18 protein-coding genes, 1 tRNA gene and 3 pseudogenes are annotated in these 16,733 nt (G+C 71.4%); 15 read left to right on the plus strand and 7 right to left on the minus strand.

Translation table 11 applies throughout. The annotated features are described in order from the left end of the window. The first annotated feature begins 28 nt into the window (after positions 1 to 28). Positions 29 to 610 (plus strand): HhH-GPD-type base excision DNA repair protein, encoded by a 582-nt coding sequence (locus OG432_RS16030; RefSeq protein WP_328311615.1) that lies wholly within the window; start codon positions 29 to 31, stop codon positions 608 to 610. A gap of 506 nt (positions 611 to 1,116) precedes the next feature. Here OG432_RS16030 and OG432_RS16035 read toward each other — a convergent pair. Continuing rightward, positions 1,117 to 2,682 (minus strand): helicase HerA-like domain-containing protein, encoded by a 1,566-nt coding sequence (locus OG432_RS16035; RefSeq protein ID WP_328315124.1) that lies wholly within the window; start codon positions 2,680 to 2,682, stop codon positions 1,117 to 1,119. A gap of 345 nt (positions 2,683 to 3,027) precedes the next feature. Here OG432_RS16035 and OG432_RS16040 point away from each other — a divergent pair, with 345 nt between their 5' ends. Both OG432_RS16040 and OG432_RS16045 read left to right on the plus strand, forming a co-directional pair. After that, positions 3,028 to 3,324: a type II toxin-antitoxin system VapB family antitoxin gene (locus tag OG432_RS16040; RefSeq protein WP_053725882.1), complete on the plus strand. Its 297-nt coding sequence runs from the start codon at positions 3,028 to 3,030 to the stop codon at positions 3,322 to 3,324. Positions 3,325 to 3,437: 113 nt separating this feature from the next. Beyond that, positions 3,438 to 4,070, plus strand: coding sequence for a LytR C-terminal domain-containing protein (locus OG432_RS16045; protein ID WP_328311616.1), 633 nt, complete (start codon positions 3,438 to 3,440; stop codon positions 4,068 to 4,070). 209 nt (positions 4,071 to 4,279) lie between these two features. Here the strand turns inward: OG432_RS16045 and upp are convergent, their stop codons facing one another. Next, positions 4,280 to 4,915: a uracil phosphoribosyltransferase gene (gene upp, locus OG432_RS16050; protein ID WP_267058439.1), complete on the minus strand. Its 636-nt coding sequence runs from the start codon at positions 4,913 to 4,915 to the stop codon at positions 4,280 to 4,282. 124 nt (positions 4,916 to 5,039) lie between these two features. Here upp and OG432_RS16055 point away from each other — a divergent pair, with 124 nt between their 5' ends. The 4 genes from OG432_RS16055 to OG432_RS16070 all read left to right on the plus strand — a co-directional run bounded on the left by OG432_RS16055 (position 5,040) and on the right by OG432_RS16070 (position 6,643). After that, entirely contained in the window at positions 5,040 to 5,237 is a 198-nt protein-coding gene (locus OG432_RS16055) for a hypothetical protein (RefSeq protein ID WP_328311617.1), read from the plus strand. A 229-nt stretch (positions 5,238 to 5,466) separates the two neighbouring features. Further along, positions 5,467 to 6,027, plus strand: coding sequence for a tRNA adenosine deaminase-associated protein (locus tag OG432_RS16060; RefSeq protein ID WP_328315125.1), 561 nt, complete (start codon positions 5,467 to 5,469; stop codon positions 6,025 to 6,027). Continuing rightward, positions 6,027 to 6,500, plus strand: coding sequence for a tRNA adenosine(34) deaminase TadA (tadA, locus tag OG432_RS16065; RefSeq protein ID WP_443058394.1), 474 nt, complete (start codon positions 6,027 to 6,029; stop codon positions 6,498 to 6,500). Before OG432_RS16060 ends, tadA begins: the two co-directional genes overlap by 1 nt. Before the next feature lie 58 nt (positions 6,501 to 6,558). Then, a tRNA-Ser gene (locus OG432_RS16070) sits at positions 6,559 to 6,643 on the plus strand. A 189-nt stretch (positions 6,644 to 6,832) separates the two neighbouring features. Here the strand turns inward: OG432_RS16070 and OG432_RS16075 are convergent. Continuing rightward, positions 6,833 to 6,985, minus strand: a pseudogene (locus OG432_RS16075) (site-specific integrase); the annotation flags it as partial. Between OG432_RS16075 and OG432_RS34930 the strand changes: the two are divergent. Continuing rightward, a pseudogene (locus OG432_RS34930) lies at positions 6,983 to 7,129 on the plus strand (IS982 family transposase); the annotation flags it as partial. The pseudogenes OG432_RS16075 and OG432_RS34930 sit on opposite strands and share 3 nt — an antisense overlap. Before the next feature lie 50 nt (positions 7,130 to 7,179). Then, positions 7,180 to 7,884 carry a hypothetical protein gene (locus tag OG432_RS16080; RefSeq protein ID WP_328315374.1) on the plus strand — a complete coding sequence of 235 codons (705 nt, stop codon included), beginning with the start codon at positions 7,180 to 7,182 and terminating at the stop codon, positions 7,882 to 7,884. Between the two features lie 57 nt (positions 7,885 to 7,941). Here OG432_RS16080 and OG432_RS16085 read toward each other — a convergent pair. Next, positions 7,942 to 8,199, minus strand: a pseudogene (locus OG432_RS16085) (hypothetical protein); the annotation flags it as partial. 99 nt (positions 8,200 to 8,298) lie between these two features. Beyond that, positions 8,299 to 8,655: an ArsR/SmtB family transcription factor gene (locus OG432_RS16090; protein ID WP_328311618.1), complete on the minus strand. Its 357-nt coding sequence runs from the start codon at positions 8,653 to 8,655 to the stop codon at positions 8,299 to 8,301. A 117-nt stretch (positions 8,656 to 8,772) separates the two neighbouring features. Between OG432_RS16090 and OG432_RS16095 the strand changes: the two genes are divergently transcribed. From OG432_RS16095 to OG432_RS16105, 3 genes are all read left to right on the plus strand, one after another. Beyond that, the gene (locus OG432_RS16095; protein WP_328311619.1) at positions 8,773 to 10,053 is read left to right on the plus strand and encodes an MFS transporter; all 1,281 of its coding nucleotides are present in this window, start codon (positions 8,773 to 8,775) and stop codon (positions 10,051 to 10,053) included. A gap of 383 nt (positions 10,054 to 10,436) precedes the next feature. Beyond that, positions 10,437 to 10,598 carry a hypothetical protein gene (locus OG432_RS16100; protein ID WP_167158291.1) on the plus strand — a complete coding sequence of 54 codons (162 nt, stop codon included), beginning with the start codon at positions 10,437 to 10,439 and terminating at the stop codon, positions 10,596 to 10,598. A 125-nt stretch (positions 10,599 to 10,723) separates the two neighbouring features. Next, positions 10,724 to 11,017 (plus strand): Dabb family protein, encoded by a 294-nt coding sequence (locus OG432_RS16105; RefSeq protein ID WP_328311620.1) that lies wholly within the window; start codon positions 10,724 to 10,726, stop codon positions 11,015 to 11,017. A 30-nt stretch (positions 11,018 to 11,047) separates the two neighbouring features. On the opposite strand, the gene OG432_RS16110 is transcribed toward OG432_RS16105, so the two are convergent. Beyond that, the gene (locus OG432_RS16110; RefSeq protein WP_328311621.1) at positions 11,048 to 11,815 is read right to left on the minus strand and encodes a VOC family protein; all 768 of its coding nucleotides are present in this window, start codon (positions 11,813 to 11,815) and stop codon (positions 11,048 to 11,050) included. A gap of 504 nt (positions 11,816 to 12,319) precedes the next feature. On the opposite strand from OG432_RS16110, the gene OG432_RS16115 reads away from it, so the two are divergent. Both OG432_RS16115 and OG432_RS16120 read left to right on the plus strand, forming a co-directional pair. Continuing rightward, the gene (locus OG432_RS16115; RefSeq protein WP_328311622.1) at positions 12,320 to 13,195 is read left to right on the plus strand and encodes an RNA polymerase sigma factor SigF; all 876 of its coding nucleotides are present in this window, start codon (positions 12,320 to 12,322) and stop codon (positions 13,193 to 13,195) included. A 245-nt stretch (positions 13,196 to 13,440) separates the two neighbouring features. Next, positions 13,441 to 14,292, plus strand: coding sequence for an RNA polymerase sigma factor SigF (locus OG432_RS16120; RefSeq protein ID WP_328311623.1), 852 nt, complete (start codon positions 13,441 to 13,443; stop codon positions 14,290 to 14,292). 1,349 nt (positions 14,293 to 15,641) lie between these two features. Here OG432_RS16120 and OG432_RS16125 read toward each other — a convergent pair. Continuing rightward, positions 15,642 to 15,860, minus strand: coding sequence for a hypothetical protein (locus tag OG432_RS16125; protein ID WP_328311624.1), 219 nt, complete (start codon positions 15,858 to 15,860; stop codon positions 15,642 to 15,644). A gap of 349 nt (positions 15,861 to 16,209) precedes the next feature. Here OG432_RS16125 and OG432_RS16130 point away from each other — a divergent pair, with 349 nt between their 5' ends. Continuing rightward, positions 16,210 to 16,707, plus strand: coding sequence for a MarR family winged helix-turn-helix transcriptional regulator (locus OG432_RS16130; RefSeq protein WP_328311625.1), 498 nt, complete (start codon positions 16,210 to 16,212; stop codon positions 16,705 to 16,707). The last annotated feature ends 26 nt before the right edge of the window (positions 16,708 to 16,733 follow it).

The following is a 16,733-nucleotide window of genomic DNA, read 5'->3' on the forward strand; positions in this document are numbered from 1 at the left end:
GGGGCCGGTGGCCCACGATCATCTAGGCATGACCACAACCCTTCGGCTCGCCCAGCAGCCCGAGGCCGACGCGCTGCTCAGCCGCAGCCCGCTGGCCGCGCTCGTCGGCATGCTGCTCGACCAGCAGGTCCCCATGGAGTGGGCGTTCTCCGGCCCGTACACGATCGCTCGGCGCATGCGGGTGGACGATCTCGACGCGGGGGCGATCGCGGCGTACGACCCGGAGGCGTTCGCCGAACTCCTCAAGGAGAAGCCGGCCGTGCACCGCTACCCGGGGTCGATGGCGAAGCGGATCCAGCAGCTGTGCCAGTTCCTCGTCGAGGAGTACGGGGGCGACGCGGCCGGGGTGTGGGAGGGCGCGGGGTCCGGGGCGGAGCTGCTGGGCCGGCTCCAGGCGCTGCCCGGGTTCGGGGAGCAGAAGGCGAAGATCTTCCTCGCGCTCCTCGGGAAGCAGCTCGGTGTCCGGCCCCGGGGGTGGCGCGAGGCGGCCGGGGCGTATGGGGAGGCGGGGTGTTTTCGCTCGGTCGCGGACATTACGGGGCCGGAGTCGTTGACGAAGGTGCGGGTGGCCAAGCAGGAGGCGAAGGCTGCGGCCAAGCGGGGCAAGTGAACGGAGCCGAGGGTGCCGACCCCGCCGGGATCGGGCCCAGCTCCCTGGGGCTGCGCCCCGGACCCCGTTCGCGCGTTTTCCCACCCACCCGCCCGTGCGGCAACTCTGAAGGTGCGGCCCCCTGGGGCTCCGCCCCAGACCCCGTATCGCGCCTTAAGGGCGCTCGTCCTCAATCTCCCCCAAGGCCTTAAGGGCCAGGGGGGACCCCCATGACGGGCTGAGGATGCCTCTACCGAGCCCCGCCAGGGGCGCGGGGAACTGCGCGGCCAGCCGTCCACAGCCCGCGGACGAAAGCGGGTTCCAGGGGCGCGGGGAACTGCGCGGCCAGCCGTCCACAGCCCGCGGACGAAAGCGGGTTCCAGGGGCGCGGGGAACTGCGGCCAGCCGTCCACAGCCCGCGGACGAAAGCGGGTTTCAGGGGCGCGGGGAACTGCGCGAACGGCCCCTGCGGCCCCCGCCGGCCCGCACCCGAAAGCGGACCGGATCGCACCCCTCCCCAGCCCCCCCTACCTCCTCCGCGTCCCAAAGATCGACCGCGAGATCTCCCTCCCCAGCTGCGTCCCCACGGACCGCGCCAGCGAGCGGAAGATGCCGCTCCCCACCACCTGCTCCGCCAGCGACTCGTCCTGCTTCTCGGTGCGGGCGGTGCGGGCGGTGCGGGCGGGGCGGCCCCCTGTGGGGGACGGCGGGTTGAGGGCGGACGTCACCGCCGCTGCCTCCCTCGCCCGCTCCGCCGCCGACAGCTTCTCGAACGCCGACTCGCGATCCACCGGCTCCGCGTAACGCCCGTACAGGGAAGAGGACTTGACGGCCCCGTCGAGCGCGGCCGCGTCGACCGGGCCCATCAGGGACTGCGGCGCCCGCAGCCGCGTCGCCGCGACCGGCGTCGGCGCGCCCCGCTCGCTCAGGACGGTGATGACGGCCTCTCCCGTGCCGAGCCCGGTCAGCAGCTCCTCCAGGTCGTACGGCGACTTCGGGAAGGTCCGTACCGTCGCCTTCAGCGCCTTCGCGTCGTCCGGGGTGAAGGCGCGCAGCGCGTGCTGTACGCGGTTGCCGAGCTGGGCCAGGACGTCGCCGGGCACGTCCTTCGGGGTCTGGGTCACGAAGAAGATGCCCACGCCCTTGGAGCGGATCAGCCGCACCGTCTGCGTGATCGACTCCAGGAACGCCTTCGACGCCCCGGTGAAGAGGAGGTGCGCTTCGTCGAAGAAGAACACCAGCTTGGGCCGGTCCACGTCGCCGACCTCGGGGAGTTTCTGGAAGAGATCGGCCAGCAGCCACATCAGGAAGGTGGAGAAGAGCTGGGGTTTGTCCTGGACCGCGGGGAGTTCGAGGACCGACACCAGGCCCCTGCCGCTGCCGTCCGGCGCCAGTCGCAGCAGCTCGCTCGTGTCGAACTCCGGCTCGCCGAAGAACGACGCGGCCCCCTGCTGCTCGAACGCCGTCAGAGCCCGCAGGATCACCCCGGCGGTCGCGGTGGACAGCCCGCCGATCCCCTTCAGCTCCGTCTTGCCGACGTCCGACACCAGGAACCCGACGACCGCCCTCAGGTCCTTCAGGTCGTACAGCTCGAGTCCCTTGGAGTCGGCGTAGTGGAAGATCAGGCCGAGCGACTGCTCCTGCGTCTGGTTGAGCTGCAGCACCTTCGACAGGAGTACGGGGCCGAAGCTCGTGACCGTGGCGCGCAGCGGGATGCCGGGGCCGATGCCGCCGAGCCCGTAGAACTCGCAGGGGAAGCCCGCCGCCTCCCAGTCCTGGCCGACCTGCGCGGACCGCTCGGTCACCTTGTCGTTCGGCGTGCCGGGCGCCGAGATGCCCGACACGTCGCCCTTCACGTCGGCGAGGAACACCGGCACGCCGTTGGCGGAGAGCTGCTCGGCGATGAGCTGGAGCGTCTTGGTCTTGCCGGTGCCGGTGGCCCCCGCAACCAGGCCGTGCCGGTTGAGGGTGGCGAGGGGGATGCGGACGGGCGCGTCCGGCAGACACGCCCCGTCCCAGAGGAGCGCGCCCAGTTCGAGCGCGGGGCCCGTGAAGCCGTACCCGGCGGCGATCTCCGTGGCTTCCGGCGGCAGCGGGGCGGCGGACGTGCCGGCCGGCCGGGTGGTCGGCGCGGGCGTAGGTCCGGGCTTCGGGGCGGTGGGCACAGCCGGAGGACCGGGCGGTGGCGCGGGCGCGTCCGGGGCCGCGGGGGGCGCGGCGTTCGAGTCGGGGGGCGCGGATTCCGGGGCGGGCGCTGGGGCGGTATCCCGCGCTCCGGTTTCGTCCGGCCGCTCGTCGCCGATGGGCGGGGGCACGGGCGCCGTCCGGTCGCTGTCGGTCATGACGAGCCCCCTGCGTCTGGTTTCCGGCGTTTTGCCCAGGATTGCACTCGCCCTCCATGGCTGCGCCCGGAGCCGCTCGCCCGGTAGGCTTTCCGTGTGATCTTCAAGCGCATCGGAAGCGGGCGGCCGTACCCGGACCACGGCCGGGAAAGCACCCGGCAGTGGGCGGATGTCGCGCCGCGCCCGGTCCGGCTCGATCAGCTCGTGACGACCAAGGGCCAGCTCGACCTGGAGACCCTCCTCGCCGAGGACTCCACGTTCTACGGCGACCTCTTCGCGCACGTCGTGAAGTGGCAGGGCGACCTCTACCTGGAGGACGGGCTGCACCGGGCGGTGCGGGCGGCGCTCCAGCAGCGCCAGGTTCTGCACGCACGCGTACTCGAAATGGACTGAGCCCGCCAGCCGGGTGAGCCTTTCGGACCCTTTGCGGCGCATACGGGCGCATACGGGCGCCAACCGTTGATCATTTAGTAGGCATCGCCACGGGTCGGCACTACCCTGCGCCTATGAGCATGCTCACTCCCCCCGGCATGGGCGGAAAGTACCGCATCAAGGGTGACGCGTACCCACGGATGCGGCGTCCCCGAAAGCGCGGCCGGCTGGTCCTCGCGCTCGTCGGCGCCATCGTGGCCCTCGGCCTGATCGGCTGGGGAACAGTCCAGCTCATCGACGTCTTCGGGGGCGGCGGCAAGGCCAAGGCCGCCGCGCACAAGAAGGGCTGCCCCGCGCCCGCCGCGTCGGCCCCCGCTGTCGCCGCCGCCAAGGCCCTGCCGAAGCCCGGCCAGATCACCGTCAACGTCTACAACGCGACCCCGCGCGGCGGTCTCGCCAAGTCGGTCGCCGACGAGCTGAAGAAGCGCGGCTTCGCGATCGGCAAGGTCGGCAACGCGCCCGAGGAGTACGACAAGAAGGTCCCCGGCAACGGGGTGCTGCTCGGCGCGCCCACGGCGACCCGCGGCCCCTTCTCCGTCCTCGGTACACAGCTCAAGGGCGCGGCGCAGAAGACCGACACGCGCGAGACGCAGGACGTCGACCTGATCATCGGGACGACGTTCGCCGCGCTGAACACGCCGAAGGACGCGGACACGGCCCTGGCCGCCCTGGCCAAGCCCGCACCCGCGCCCGCCGGGAAGTGCTGACAGCGCCCCGCACCGGGCGCCGGGAACCCCGGGATCCGTCCTGGTCGGCGCTCTCGGGCGTCCGGGATCCGTCCTGGCCGGCCGCCTCGTAGGAGTCCGGGCGCCGTCCTGGTCCGTCGTCCCGTACGTCCGGTCGCCGTCCCAGCCGGCGGTCCCGTACGTCCGGTCGCCGTCCCAGCCGGCGGTCCCGTAGGAGTCCGGGCGCCGTCCTAGTCGGCGGTCCCGTACATCCGGTCACCGGCGTCGCCGAGGCCCGGCACGATGTAGCCGTGCTCGTTCAGGCGCTCGTCGACCGAGGCGGTCACCACGGTCACCGGCGTGCCCGCGAGCTCGCGCTCCATGACCTCGACGCCCTCGGGCGCGGCCAGCAGCACCACGGCCGTCACGTCGTCGGCGCCGCGCTTGATCAGCTCGCGGATCGCCGCGACGAGCGTGCCGCCGGTCGCCAGCATCGGGTCGAGCACATACACCTGACGCCCGGAGAGGTCCTCGGGCATCCGGGACGCGTACGTGGAGGCCTCCAGGGTCTCCTCGTTGCGGATCATGCCGAGGAAGCCCACCTCGGCGGTGGGGAGCAGGCGCACCATGCCGTCGAGCATGCCGAGTCCGGCCCGCAGGATCGGCACCACCAGCGGACGCGGGTACGAGAGCTTCACGCCCGTCGTCGGCGTCACCGGGGTCTCGATGTCCACCTGCTCGGTGCGCACGTCCCGGGTGGCCTCGTAGGCGAGCAGGGTGACCAGCTCGTCGGCGAGCCGCCGGAAGGTCGGGGAGTCGGTGCGCTTGTCGCGCAGCGTGGTGAGCTTGTGTGCCACGAGAGGGTGGTCGACGACATGGATCCGCATGGCGTCCACAGTAGCCGGGGCACAAGGGCACCGCGTCCCATCCGTCGGCGGTTCGAGCTGGCGTCAATCGGCCGAACGGGGGGAAGGTGGGAAGGCAGGAACCGAACCCGGGCGGTGTGACCCAATGCCGGACGAGCACGACCCCCAGCAACGACGCGAGCGTCAGCCACAACCGGAGAGCGACGCGGAGCGCAGGCGGCGACGCGCCCAGTTCCTGCGCGAACTGCACGAGGCGAAGGCGCTGCGCGACCGGGTCCAGCCCCGCCGCGCCCGCGCGGCCCGTATGCGCCAGGCGATGCGCATGCGAACCTTCCGCTGGTGACCCGCGATACCGGCGCTTCCGGCGGCCCGCGAGCACGGCCACCGGGAGCCCCGGGCGGGGTGGCCGGAACCCGTGATCACGACGCGTCGGGACCCGTGATCGCGGCGACCGGGAAAACCCAACCGCGGAAGAACTCTCGCAACCGCGGTGTTTTCTGCCACGATTCCGAAGGAAGCCACAGCCGGGGGGACCCCCAACCGGCATGCCTATGACCAGTGGGAGAGTCACGGTGTACTTCGCCGCACTGCTCGCGCGCACCGAAGACGGGTGGGAAGCGAGCGACACAGAGCTCGACGATGTGGAGACGCTGTCGGACCTGGCCGACCTGGCCCGGGAAGCAGCAGCCGACGGGGCCGACGACACGGTGCTCGTCTTCATCGAGCAGGAGGACGCCTGGTTCGGCGTCGTCCGCGTCGACGGTGAGGAGGACCCTCGTGTCTTCGTCTCCAACGCCGCCGTCGCCGCCCGCTCCTCGTACGGGGCCATGCTCACCGACGAACTGCTCGGCCACGACCAGGACGACGAGGAGGACGAGCTGGACACCCTTGACCTCGACGGCACGGAGGACGGATACGAGGACGACGCGGCCGAAGCGGCCGAGGCCGTGGACGAGCCGGACGGCGGTGACGGCCCGTCGGACGGCGCCACCCCGGCCGGCCCGCTCGGCGAGAGCGCGATCCTCGCCGACCTCGGCGTGAGCGAGGGCCGCCTCCTCGCGCTCGACGGCGACGCCCTCGTGACGATCGCGGACGCGCTCGGCGCGGCCGAGGTCCTGGAGGCCGTCCGCTAGTGCCCGACCCGCACGACCCCGTACGCGAACGGTGGGCGGAGCCGATGCGCTCCGCCCTGGCCGGGGCAGCACAGGCCGAGTCGGCCGGCGACGTGCCGGTCGGCGCGGTCGTGCTCGCGCCGGACGGCTCGTTCCTGGCGTCCGGGTACAACGAACGCGAGGCGACGGGCGATCCGACCGCGCACGCCGAAGTCCTCGCCATCCGGCGCGCGGCACTCAGGACCGGCGAGTGGCGGCTGACCGGCTGCACGCTCGTCGTCACCCTGGAGCCGTGCGTGATGTGCGCGGGCGCCATCGTGCAGTCCCGGCTCGACCGGGTCGTGTACGGCGCCCGCGACGAGAAGGCGGGCGCGGCCGGCTCCCTGTGGGACCTCGTACGCGACCAACGCCTCAACCACCGCCCCGAGGTGGTCGCCGGCGTCCTCGAAGCGGAGTGCTCGGCCCAGCTGACGGCGTTCTTCCGGGAGCGGTGACCCACCTCTCCCCCCACCGATTTCAAACCACGGCCCACCTTGGGCTAAGCTCTCTCTCGGTAGCGTGTCCGAGCGGCCGAAGGAGCTCGCCTCGAAAGCGAGTGTGGGGAAACTCACCGAGGGTTCAAATCCCTCCGCTACCGCAGGTAGACGAAGGGCCCGGTTCAGATGAACCGGGCCCTTCGTGCTGCTCCGTCTCAGTTTCCGTCTCAGTTGGCGCTCAGCCGACCGGCACGGGAGCCCCGGCGGCCCCGTTGTCACCATCGTCCAGGCCGTCCCCGCTCGGGGGCAGTACCCGGCCCTACGCCCGCACGTGTCGCCGCACCCGTGGGCGTACAGGCCTTACCCGGCTTCCGGACGGTCTTGGCGTCACGTTGCTTTTCCAGTTCCCTTACCGCGTAGGTGACTTCGGCCCGCGTCTTGCGTTCGACGTGGCGGCGGTCGGGCCGGCCGTCGCCACGGATGCCGACCGTGACGCGCCCGTGTTCCGCTACCTGCCCAGCAGTCGGCCTGCGACAAGCGCCTGAACGCCGCTGGGCCGCTGGGCCGCTGACCAGCCAGGTGATCGAAGCCCTGGCCCGGCAGGTCCCGACCTGGCAGGACGGCTGCGGTTGACCGACTCCACACCGTTTAGGCTCTGGTCGTCACACGGCGGCAGCCACGGAGGGACTCGCCGACGATGTTCGGTAAGCGCAAGCCGCAGGAACCGGTGCCTCCGGTGGAAGCCGTCGACTGGAGGGGCGTACGCCGCTTCACCATCGGAAGGACCGAGCGATCGGTCGTCCATGGAAAGAAACCGCAGATCGGGCGTCTTGCCGTGCGGGTCCCCCGGCAGGCGAAGGACGTCCGCACCTTTGCGCCGTGTGCGTATTTCCGGACCGATCTGCCGGGGAACCCCGTGCGTGAGCCCATCCTCTACGAGGACGAAACCACCCAGCGGGTTCTGTGCGCCGTGGACGGCCCCGTGGACGTCGGCAAGGAGGCCCACCGTTCCATTCGGGACGGTGCGGGCCAGGTGATCGGTACGATCCGCCGTATTCCCTCCACGAACAAACTGGTTCACCACACTTGGCGCATCGACCAGCCGGACCACCCCGAGATCTCGGGCCACAGCAAGTGGTCCCTCACGAACAACAGCCCCAAGGTTCTGGCTCTGCGCGGCCTCGAATCGGCACTCAATGTGTTTCTGGAGGCGGCGGCGGACGGCGACGTCCCGCCTTCGCAGGGCCGCACCCTCGAATGGAAATGCACGGACGAGCTGGTGATGGTCTCCAAGGGGCTTCCGACGATCGACAGCAGCATCGATTTCTCCATCAGGGCGGGGTGGTTGGACCGCCGCCTGGCTTTCGCCTTCGCAATGATCGCGGACTTCCCCGAGAAGTAGGACAGCCGACCGCGCATCCTTCAGACGTTCGGACGCAATCATCCAGTCGTTGACGGGTGGTTCGGGGGCGTGGTCGCGGTGGACGTAGCGGGCTTTGGTGCCCTCCCCGACGCGTACCGCGGTGCCGCCCTCGGTCCACGCCTTGAGCCAGCCCACGACCGTCCGCCGGGTCGTGCCGTACTCGTCTGCGAGCGCGCGAGCGATGGCGGAGGCCCCGGTGCCGTCCGGCCCGGCGGCGAGCAGAGCGGCGAGCGCGGCCCGCTGTGCGGGACTGTCCTGCTCGGCCTCACCCCGCAGCGCGGACAGATTCAGCCCGTCACCCTGCCTGCTCGACGCGGCCGCAGCGTCGGACGGCATCCCGGTGTCGGCGGGCAGGGGGGACTTCCCCGGGAGTTCCCGAGGGCCTTCAGGGACCTAGGAGGCGTCCGGGGTCCACGCCGCGACCAGGTTCAGGAGGCCGGGGAAGCGGTGGTTGAGGTCGTCGACGCGTACGTGGCTGCGGCGTTCGAGCCCGTACTGGCGCTGCCGGGTGATGCCCGCCTCGCGCAGCGCCTTGAAGTGGTGGGTGAGCGAGGACTTGGGGCGGTCGAGGCCGAACCAGCCGCAGGAGTGGTCGAAGTCCTCGGACTCCAGGAGCAGTTTGCGCACGATACCCAGACGCAGGGGGTCGCTCAGCGCCCCGAGCACGGTCTCCAACCGCAGGTCGTCGACGGCCGGTTCGGGCAGCGGCGCGGGCAGCCCGTCGGGCTCCGCGGCGACCTTGATCGTCATGACCATCTCCTTGGCTCCCCGTTTCCGATGCTCATCGCCTCGATCGCTGTACGAGTTGAATCGTACTGCATGCTAAGTTCGATTCAACTCGTACAAGAGCCTTCGGAGGGGACAGCCATGCCCGAGAGTCGAACCCTGCCCGCTGCCACGGCGTCGCCCTCCAGGAGCCTGCGGGTCCCCAAGGACGGTGAAGCCCCCGGGGTTCCCGTTCCCGGCCGGTGGATCTGGCTCGCCGCCTGGCCGGTGACGGCCGTGTTCGTACTGTCGAACGCGGCGACACCCCTGTACATGCTGTGGCAGCGCGACATCGGGTTCTCCCGGGGCACCCTGACCGTGATCTTCGCGTTCTACATCGTCGGTCTGCTCGGCTCGCTGCTGGTCTCGGGCGTCGCCTCCGACCGGCTCGGCCGCAAGCCCGTCCTGCTGCCCGCGCTCGCCCTCGCGCTCGCCGCCTGCGCGATCTTCGCGACCGCGTCGTCCGTGGCCGCCCTGATCGTGGCCCGGCTGTTCACCGGGATCGCGGTCGGAGCCGTCGTCTCGGCCGGCATGGCCGCGGTCACCGACGTCGCGGGCCCGGCACGCAAGCGCCGTGCCGCCCTGCTCGCCTCCTGCGCGATGGTCTTCGGTGCGGGCCTCGGCCCGTTCCTGGCCGGCGTCCTGTCCGAGACGCTGCCCGCGCCGACCGTCACCGTCTTCGCCGTCGAGGCGGCGCTGCTGCTCACCGCCGTCGTCGCGGTGGTACGGATGCCGGTGCCCCGACCCGTCGCACCCGCCCTGGGCCGCTGGGTGCGCGTCCCCGGAGTCCCGCGCGGCACCGGCATCCAACTCGCCCTGGGAACAGCCGTGTTCGCCCCGGGCATCACGGCGACCTCCTTCGTCCTGTCCCTGGGACCCTCGCTGCTCGCCGGGCTCCTCGACACCACCAGCCGCGTGGTCGCCGGCGCCATGGCCTTCGCCATGTTCCTCACGGCCACCGGAGTGCAGTTCGCGGTCCAGGCCCTGCCCCGCCGCACGATCCTGACCGCCGGAGCGGTGAGCACCGCACTCGGCATGGCCGTGCTCGTCGCGGCGGTGCACACCTCGTCGGCTCCGGCGCTCATCGCCTCTGCCCTCCTGGCGGGCGCGGGCCAGGGCCTGGGCCAGCTGGGCGGTCTGTCCCTGCTCAACTCCGCCGTACCGCCGCGCCGTCTCGCCGAGGCCAACGCGGCCCTCAACGTCGGGGGGTACGTGATGGCCGGGCTGCTGCCCGTGTCGGCTGGTTACCTCAGCGACGCGGTGGGCCTGACCCGGGGAACCACCGTCTTCGCCGTGGCCCTGCTGGCGCTCGCGGCCATCGGCGCACTGGTCGTGGTCCGCAACCGGCACCGGACCGCCGAGCCGGCCGCCGAGCCGGCCTGAGCCCGCCCGAGCCGGGCCACGACGCGCGAAAGCCCCGGCCGCGAACGACCGGGGCTTCGACGTCTGGACGTCTGGACGGGGGGAGCGGCATCGGGGGGACAAGCCGCTCCCCCCGACGAGAACAGGACCTGCAAGCCCGCGCCGCAGTCAGGGGGGAAGCTTGCGGCGTGGACCCCGCAGTGAGGTCCTGTTCCTCGCCCACCGCATTCCTGCCAGATGGGGTGGGCTCACGAACCATCCTGCTCTCCCGTCACGTCCCTACCGTCGGGCGAAGGGCCCCGATCGCGGGGTCCTTGGTCCTTAAAGGCCGGGTGAGTACGGGCGGAGCTCCAGTTAGACTCACCCGACCGCACAGGGGCGGCGCCGGGGAGGGGCTGGGCACAGTGGACATCAAGAAGGTCCTGCTCTACATAGCCGTGGTCTTCGTGCTCTACACGATCATCACGTCGCCGGTGCAGGCCGCCGGGATGGTCCAGACCGGGTTCGAAGGCATTTCGAGCGCGGCCAAGGGCGTCGGCGAGTTCATGACGAACCTGATCCGCTGAGGCGTCGGCCCGCCGAGCCACCGCGCCGGCGGAGCCCCTGGACGGTGGTGGTCCGTCGTGGCCGCAGGCCACCCAACCCGTGCCGTACGGCGTGCGCCGTATGCCCTGAAACGTAGGAGATTCCCATGATCCGCCACCTGGTCCTGTTCAAGCTCAACGAAGGCGTGGAGCGCGACGACGAGCGTGTGGTCGCCGGCGTGAAGGCCTTCCAGGAGCTCGACGGGCTCGTTCCCGAGATCGAGTTCTGGGAGTGCGCCTGGAACATCACCGACCGGCCGATCGCGTACGACTTCGCGATCAACTCCGCCGTCGCGGACGCGGACGCCCTCAAGCGCTACATCGAGCACCCGGCGCACCAGGCCGCGGCCGGCCAGTGGCGCGAGTTCGCCACCTGGGTGATCGCCGACTACCCGTTCTGATCCGCCGGCGGCGTTCTTGAGCCAGTCCCGTCACCGGGGCTTGCCCACCCGGAACTCGTTGCCGTCGGGGTCGAGCAGCAGGGCCCGTCCGCCCTCGCTCGCGGCCGCACCCCCGCCACCGCCACCGCCACCACTCTCGCCCCCGCCCGTGTGCGTCGCACCGAGTGAGACGAGGCGTTCGACCTCCCTGTCCCAGGCGGCCGCATCGGCCCACGCGGGGAGTGCCAACTCGAAGTACAGCCGGTTCGGGCCCGTCTTCGGCGCCACCGGCGGGCCGCCCCACGTGATCTTCGTACCGCCGTGCGGTGACTGGATCGCGGTCTCCTGATCCTGGTCCCACACCAGCGGCCACCCCAGCGCCTCGCTCCAGAAACAGCCGACCTCCCGCGTGCCGTCGCAGGCCAGGGCCCCGACGAAGCCGGTGTCCGCGAGGAAGCGGTTGCCGGCCTCGATGACGCAGAACTCGTTGCCGTCCGGGTCTGCGAGCACCACGTGCCCCTCTTCCGGCAGTTGCCCGACGTCGATGTGGCGCGCGCCCGACGCCAGCGCCCCGGCCACCGTCCGGCGCTGGTCCTCCGCCGAGGTGCTCGTCAGGTCGAAGTGGGCGCGGTTGGGGCCGGTCTTCGGCTCATGGCCCGGCAGGAAGCGGAGACGGAACCCGGCGCCGTCAGGGGGCAGGACCGTGACGCCGCCGTCCGGTTCCTCGTGCGCCTCCCGGTCGAGGAGCCCGGCCCAGAACCGGGCCAGGTTCGACGGCTCCGCCGTGCGGAAACAGATCGCGAGCAGCTCGCTGGGCATGGTCGTTCATCTCCGGTCCATGGCGGGCGGCGGTCGGTCGGGCGAGCAGGCCGTCGGGCGAGCGAACAGGCCGTCGGGCGAGCGAGCAGGCGGTCGGTCGGCCGGTCGATACGGCGGTACGCCCCGGCGCAGCCCCACTCCCGTCGGCACAACCCGGTACAACCCGGTACAACCCGGTACAGCCCGGCACCGCTGGCACCGCCTGGCAGCGCCCGGCAGCGCCCGGCACCGCCCGGCACCCGTCGGCGCGTGCGCAGCATAGAGCGGCCATGCGTCACCCGGCACCCGAGTTTCAGCCGGACGAGGGGCGGACGGAGAGCGAACGGTCGTACCCGTACGGGGACTGGGCCGTCACCCTCCAGGCGGGGCCATCTGCCCCAACTTGCCCCCAACACGTGCTTATACGGTGCTTGCACACAGTGGACATGTCTTGTGATGCTATGACCGCTTTTGACGGATGAGTTGACCAAGGACCAAGACCAAGGACTAAGGGGTGGCGTGACCGTGCCGGCCAGTACTACGCCTCAAGTGCCGCCCCAGAACGAGCCGCAGGACGCCCCCGACGTGCCCGCCCAGGACTCGGAGGGCCCCCGGGGCCCCGTCAGAACACCCTCCACCAGGGGCGCGGACACCCGCGCCCTCACCCAGGTGCTGTTCGGCCAGCTGAAGAACCTCGAACCGGGCACGCCCGAGCACGGCCGGGTGCGCGGGGCGCTGATCGAGGCGAACCTGCCGCTCGTGCGGTACGCCGCCGCCAGGTTCCGCTCGCGCAACGAGCCCATGGAGGACGTCGTCCAGGTGGGCACGATCGGCCTGATCAACGCGATCGACCGCTTCGACCCGGACCGCGGCGTGCAGTTCCCCACCTTCGCGATGCCCACCGTCGTCGGCGAGATCAAGCGGTACTTCCGCGACAACGTCCGCACCGTGCACGTACCGCGCCGGCTGCACGAGCTCTGGGTGCAGGTGAACGGCGCCACCGAGGACCTGACGACCCTGCACGGCCGCTCACCGACGACGGGCGAGATCGCCGAGCGGCTCAGGATCGGCGAGGACGAGGTGCTCGCCTGCATCGAGGCGGGCCGCTCGTACCACGCGACCTCCCTGGAGGCCGCCCAGGAGGGCGACGGACTGCCCGGCCTGCTCGACCGGCTCGGCTACGAGGACCCCGCGCTCGCCGGCGTCGAACACCGCGACCTGGTCCGCCATCTGCTCGTGCAGCTGCCCGAACGCGAACAGCGGATCCTGATGCTCCGCTACTACAGCAACCTCACGCAGTCCCAGATCAGTCAGGAACTGGGAGTGTCGCAGATGCATGTGTCAAGGCTTCTGGCCAGGAGCTTCGCCCGACTGCGATCCGCAAATCGAATCGAAGCGTGACCGGATCGAGTGATCGGGGCTTCTGACGCCCCCAAAGAAAAATCTTCGTCAGGAAAGTGCCGCACCCCCTGCATGCTGCGGGTACTCCGGACTGTCTTGTCGACATGTCACTACAGCGTGTTGCCGACATGTGACATTCTGCTGAAACCGCGTTTGCCGCAGCCCCCCGTCCGGTATTCAGGTGGAGGCTGCTTCCTCCGATGGTCGTGGCCCAACGCGACCGTCCGCGACCTCAAGGGGGTGGCATGTCCGCAGAACAGGGCAGCTCGAAGGTGCTCACGCTCACCAAGAGCGCACCAGCACCCGTCGTGCACCGACACGCCGCAAGCACCGCAGCCATCGACACCCGCACGCTGTCCCGCTCCCTGTTCCTGCGCCTGGCCACGCTGGACACCGACAGTCCGGAGCGGACCTACGTACGCGACACCCTCATCGAGCTCAACCTGCCGCTCGTGCGGTACGCGGCCGCCAGGTTCCGCTCGCGCAACGAGCCGATGGAGGACATCGTCCAGGTCGGCACCATCGGCCTGATCAAGGCGATCGACCGCTTCGACTGCGAACGCGGCGTGGAGTTCCCCACGTTCGCGATGCCCACGGTCGTCGGCGAGATCAAGCGGTTCTTCCGCGACACCTCGTGGTCGGTGCGGGTGCCGCGCCGCCTCCAGGAGCTGCGGCTCGCCCTCACCAAGGCGAGCGACGAACTCGCCCAGAAACTCGACCGCTCGCCCACCGTGCCCGAACTGGCCGCGGTTCTCGGGGTGTCCGAGGAGGACGTGGTCGACGGGCTTGCGGTCGGCAACGCCTACACCGCCTCCTCGCTCGACTCCCCGGCCACCGAGGACGACGGCGGCGAAGGCTCGCTCGCGGACCGGCTCGGCTACGAGGACACGGCGCTCGAAGGCGTCGAGTACCGGGAGTCGCTCAAGCCGCTGCTCGCCAAACTCCCGCCCAGGGAACGGCAGATCATCATGCTCCGCTTCTTCGCGAACATGACGCAGTCGCAGATCGGCGAGGAGGTCGGCATCTCCCAGATGCACGTCTCCCGCCTCCTGACCCGCACGCTCGCCCAGCTCCGCGAGGGCCTGATCTCCGACTGACGCCCCGGCGCGCCCTTCAACCCCGGCCGCGCCCTGGTTAATTGACGCATCGTCAGACACACTGGCGCGATGCGACGACGTGCTGTGCTGATCGGCGTCCCGGCCACGGTGGTACTGGGCCTCGGCGGCACGCTTGCCGCCTGCGCGGGCGGCGGATCCGGGACGGGGTACGTGGCGGTGGGCGCGGCCGGCACCGGCCCCTCGGCCCCGGGTCACGCGGTGCCGCCACGCGGCAAGGTGACGCTCGTTCCGCTGGACGGAGCGGGGGGTTCCGACGGCGGTCCAGGCCTCCCGGGTACGCCCGGGGTACCCGGCACCCCGGGCCCGCCGCCCGGGACGGCGAGCACATCGGACTCGTCCGGCGCGTCCGATGCGTCCAGTACATCCGGCTCGTCCGGCAGGTCCGGTACGTCGAATGCATCCGGTACGCCGTCGAATGGAGCGGGGCCGGGTGCCCCTGGGACCCCGGGTAGCCCGGGTAGCCCGGATAGCCCCCCTTCGTCCCCCGGGGGTCCGCCCTCCGCCGGCCATACGCCAGGAGGCACCCCCTCCACCCCTGCCGAGCCCGTCCCGCCCTCGCCGCCCGCCGGGCCCGCCGTGCTCAGCGTCGGGGCGCCGAGCCGCTCGGCGGGGGATCACCGGTGGTGCGAGAACGTCACGGTGCGGTTCCACAACACCGGGGGTACGGCGGTGAAATCGGGCGAGGTTGTGTTTGCGACGCACATCATCGGGCTGCTCGGGGTGGACTGGGCAACCATCACGTCCCGTCAGGCACTGCCGGCCCCGATTGCGGCGGGGGAGGTGGTGTCGCGGACGTACGGGGTGTGTGTGGAGGCGTGGCGGGTGCCGATGGGGATGCGGGTGGAGACGCGCGCGGCAACGGCCACCTGGACGTAGCCGCACCCCCCACCCGGGCTTGCCCGACCCGGCTCCCCGGGGCTCCGCCCCAGACCCCGGGGGGTCTTCCCACCCACCCGCCCGTGCGGCGGGTTGAAGGGTGCAGCTCCCTGGGGCTCCGCCCCAGACCCCGTTCGCGCCTTAAGGGCGCTCGTCCTCAAACGCCGGACGGGCTGAAGATGCCCATACCGCCCGGCACCAAGCAGCTAAGGGGCGCGGGGAACTGCGCGAGAAGCGGGCACGGTCCGCAGCCGAAAAGGGGGTTGAGGGGCGCGGGGAACTGCGCGAGAAGCGGGCACGGTCCGCAGACGAAAGCGAGATCAGGGGCGCAGGGCCGTGTCATTGCGCGGCCCCGCCGCGGTGGGCGCGGGGAACTGCGCGCACGGCCACCCACGGCCCGCACCCGGGGTCGCGCCCCACACCCCGCACGCCCTCCAGAACGTGGCGGATCGTCAGCTCAGCGCCAGCCACCCCACCACCGCGAGGATCGCGATCACGGCCACCACGCCGACGATCAGGCCGACCCGCGGCCCCGCGGGAGCCGCCGCCGGGGTGGCCGGCTGCCGGCCCTGGGGCGCGCCCTCGTCGACGAAGGCGCGGAACATCTGCGTGGAGCCCGCGGGGTCGTAGTTGCCCTCGGGACCCTGGGGTGCGTGGGGGTTGTGTGCCATGGGGCGAGACCCTAGCGAAGTTGAGGGTCCGGCCCAAGCCCCGCCCCCGCGCGAACGCCCTCGCGAGGCGGCTCCGGCGCCCCGAAGGCGCACTCTCCACAAGACACCCGCTCCGCCATCACCACTCACCGCCACTCACCGCCACTCACCGCCACTCATCACCACCTACCGCCACCCCCCGCCCCTTCCCGACACCCCGCAACGGCACCCGCAAGCACCCGACCTGCGTCTTGGGTTTTCATATGCGAAGCCTTTGCGTTTCCTTTGCTTCAAACGTCTCGATTTAGTTTGCCTTCGGCAACCAACAATCTTATGGTTGCCCGAAGCAACAAGATTTCGGGAGGTGTCCATGGCCGCGCAGAGCCTTTACGAGGAGCTGGGCCGACAGCTGAGTGCGATCGGCGCGGTCAAGCGCGGGCTCGCGCGGATTCTGCCGCCCGAGTGCCCCGCCGGCTCGGCCGCCGTGCTGACCCTCCTGGAGCGCCACGGCGAGATGCGGATCAGCAAGCTCGCCGAACTCCTCGCCGTGGACATGTCGGTGACGAGTCGTCACGTCGCGCACGTCGCCCGGCGCGGCTGGATCGAGCGGTCCGCCGACCCCGCCGACAAGCGCTCGCGGATCCTGCGGCTCACCCCCGCGGGTCAGGCCATGATCGACGATCTCGGGCTGCGCACCACGGAGATGTTCGCGCACACGCTGGGCGACTGGACCGACGACGAGGTCGGCCAGCTCAACGCCATGCTCGCCCGCCTGCGCGACTCCTTCGGGGACTGCCGGGCCCCCCACGTCCGGACGCCGCACGTCCAGGGCCCCGAGACCCGCCCACCGACCCGTACACCCGCTTAACCCGTACACCCGCCCAACAGACCTAC

This window comes from Streptomyces sp. NBC_00442, from assembly GCF_036014195.1.
GTDB lineage: Bacteria > Actinomycetota > Actinomycetes > Streptomycetales > Streptomycetaceae > Streptomyces.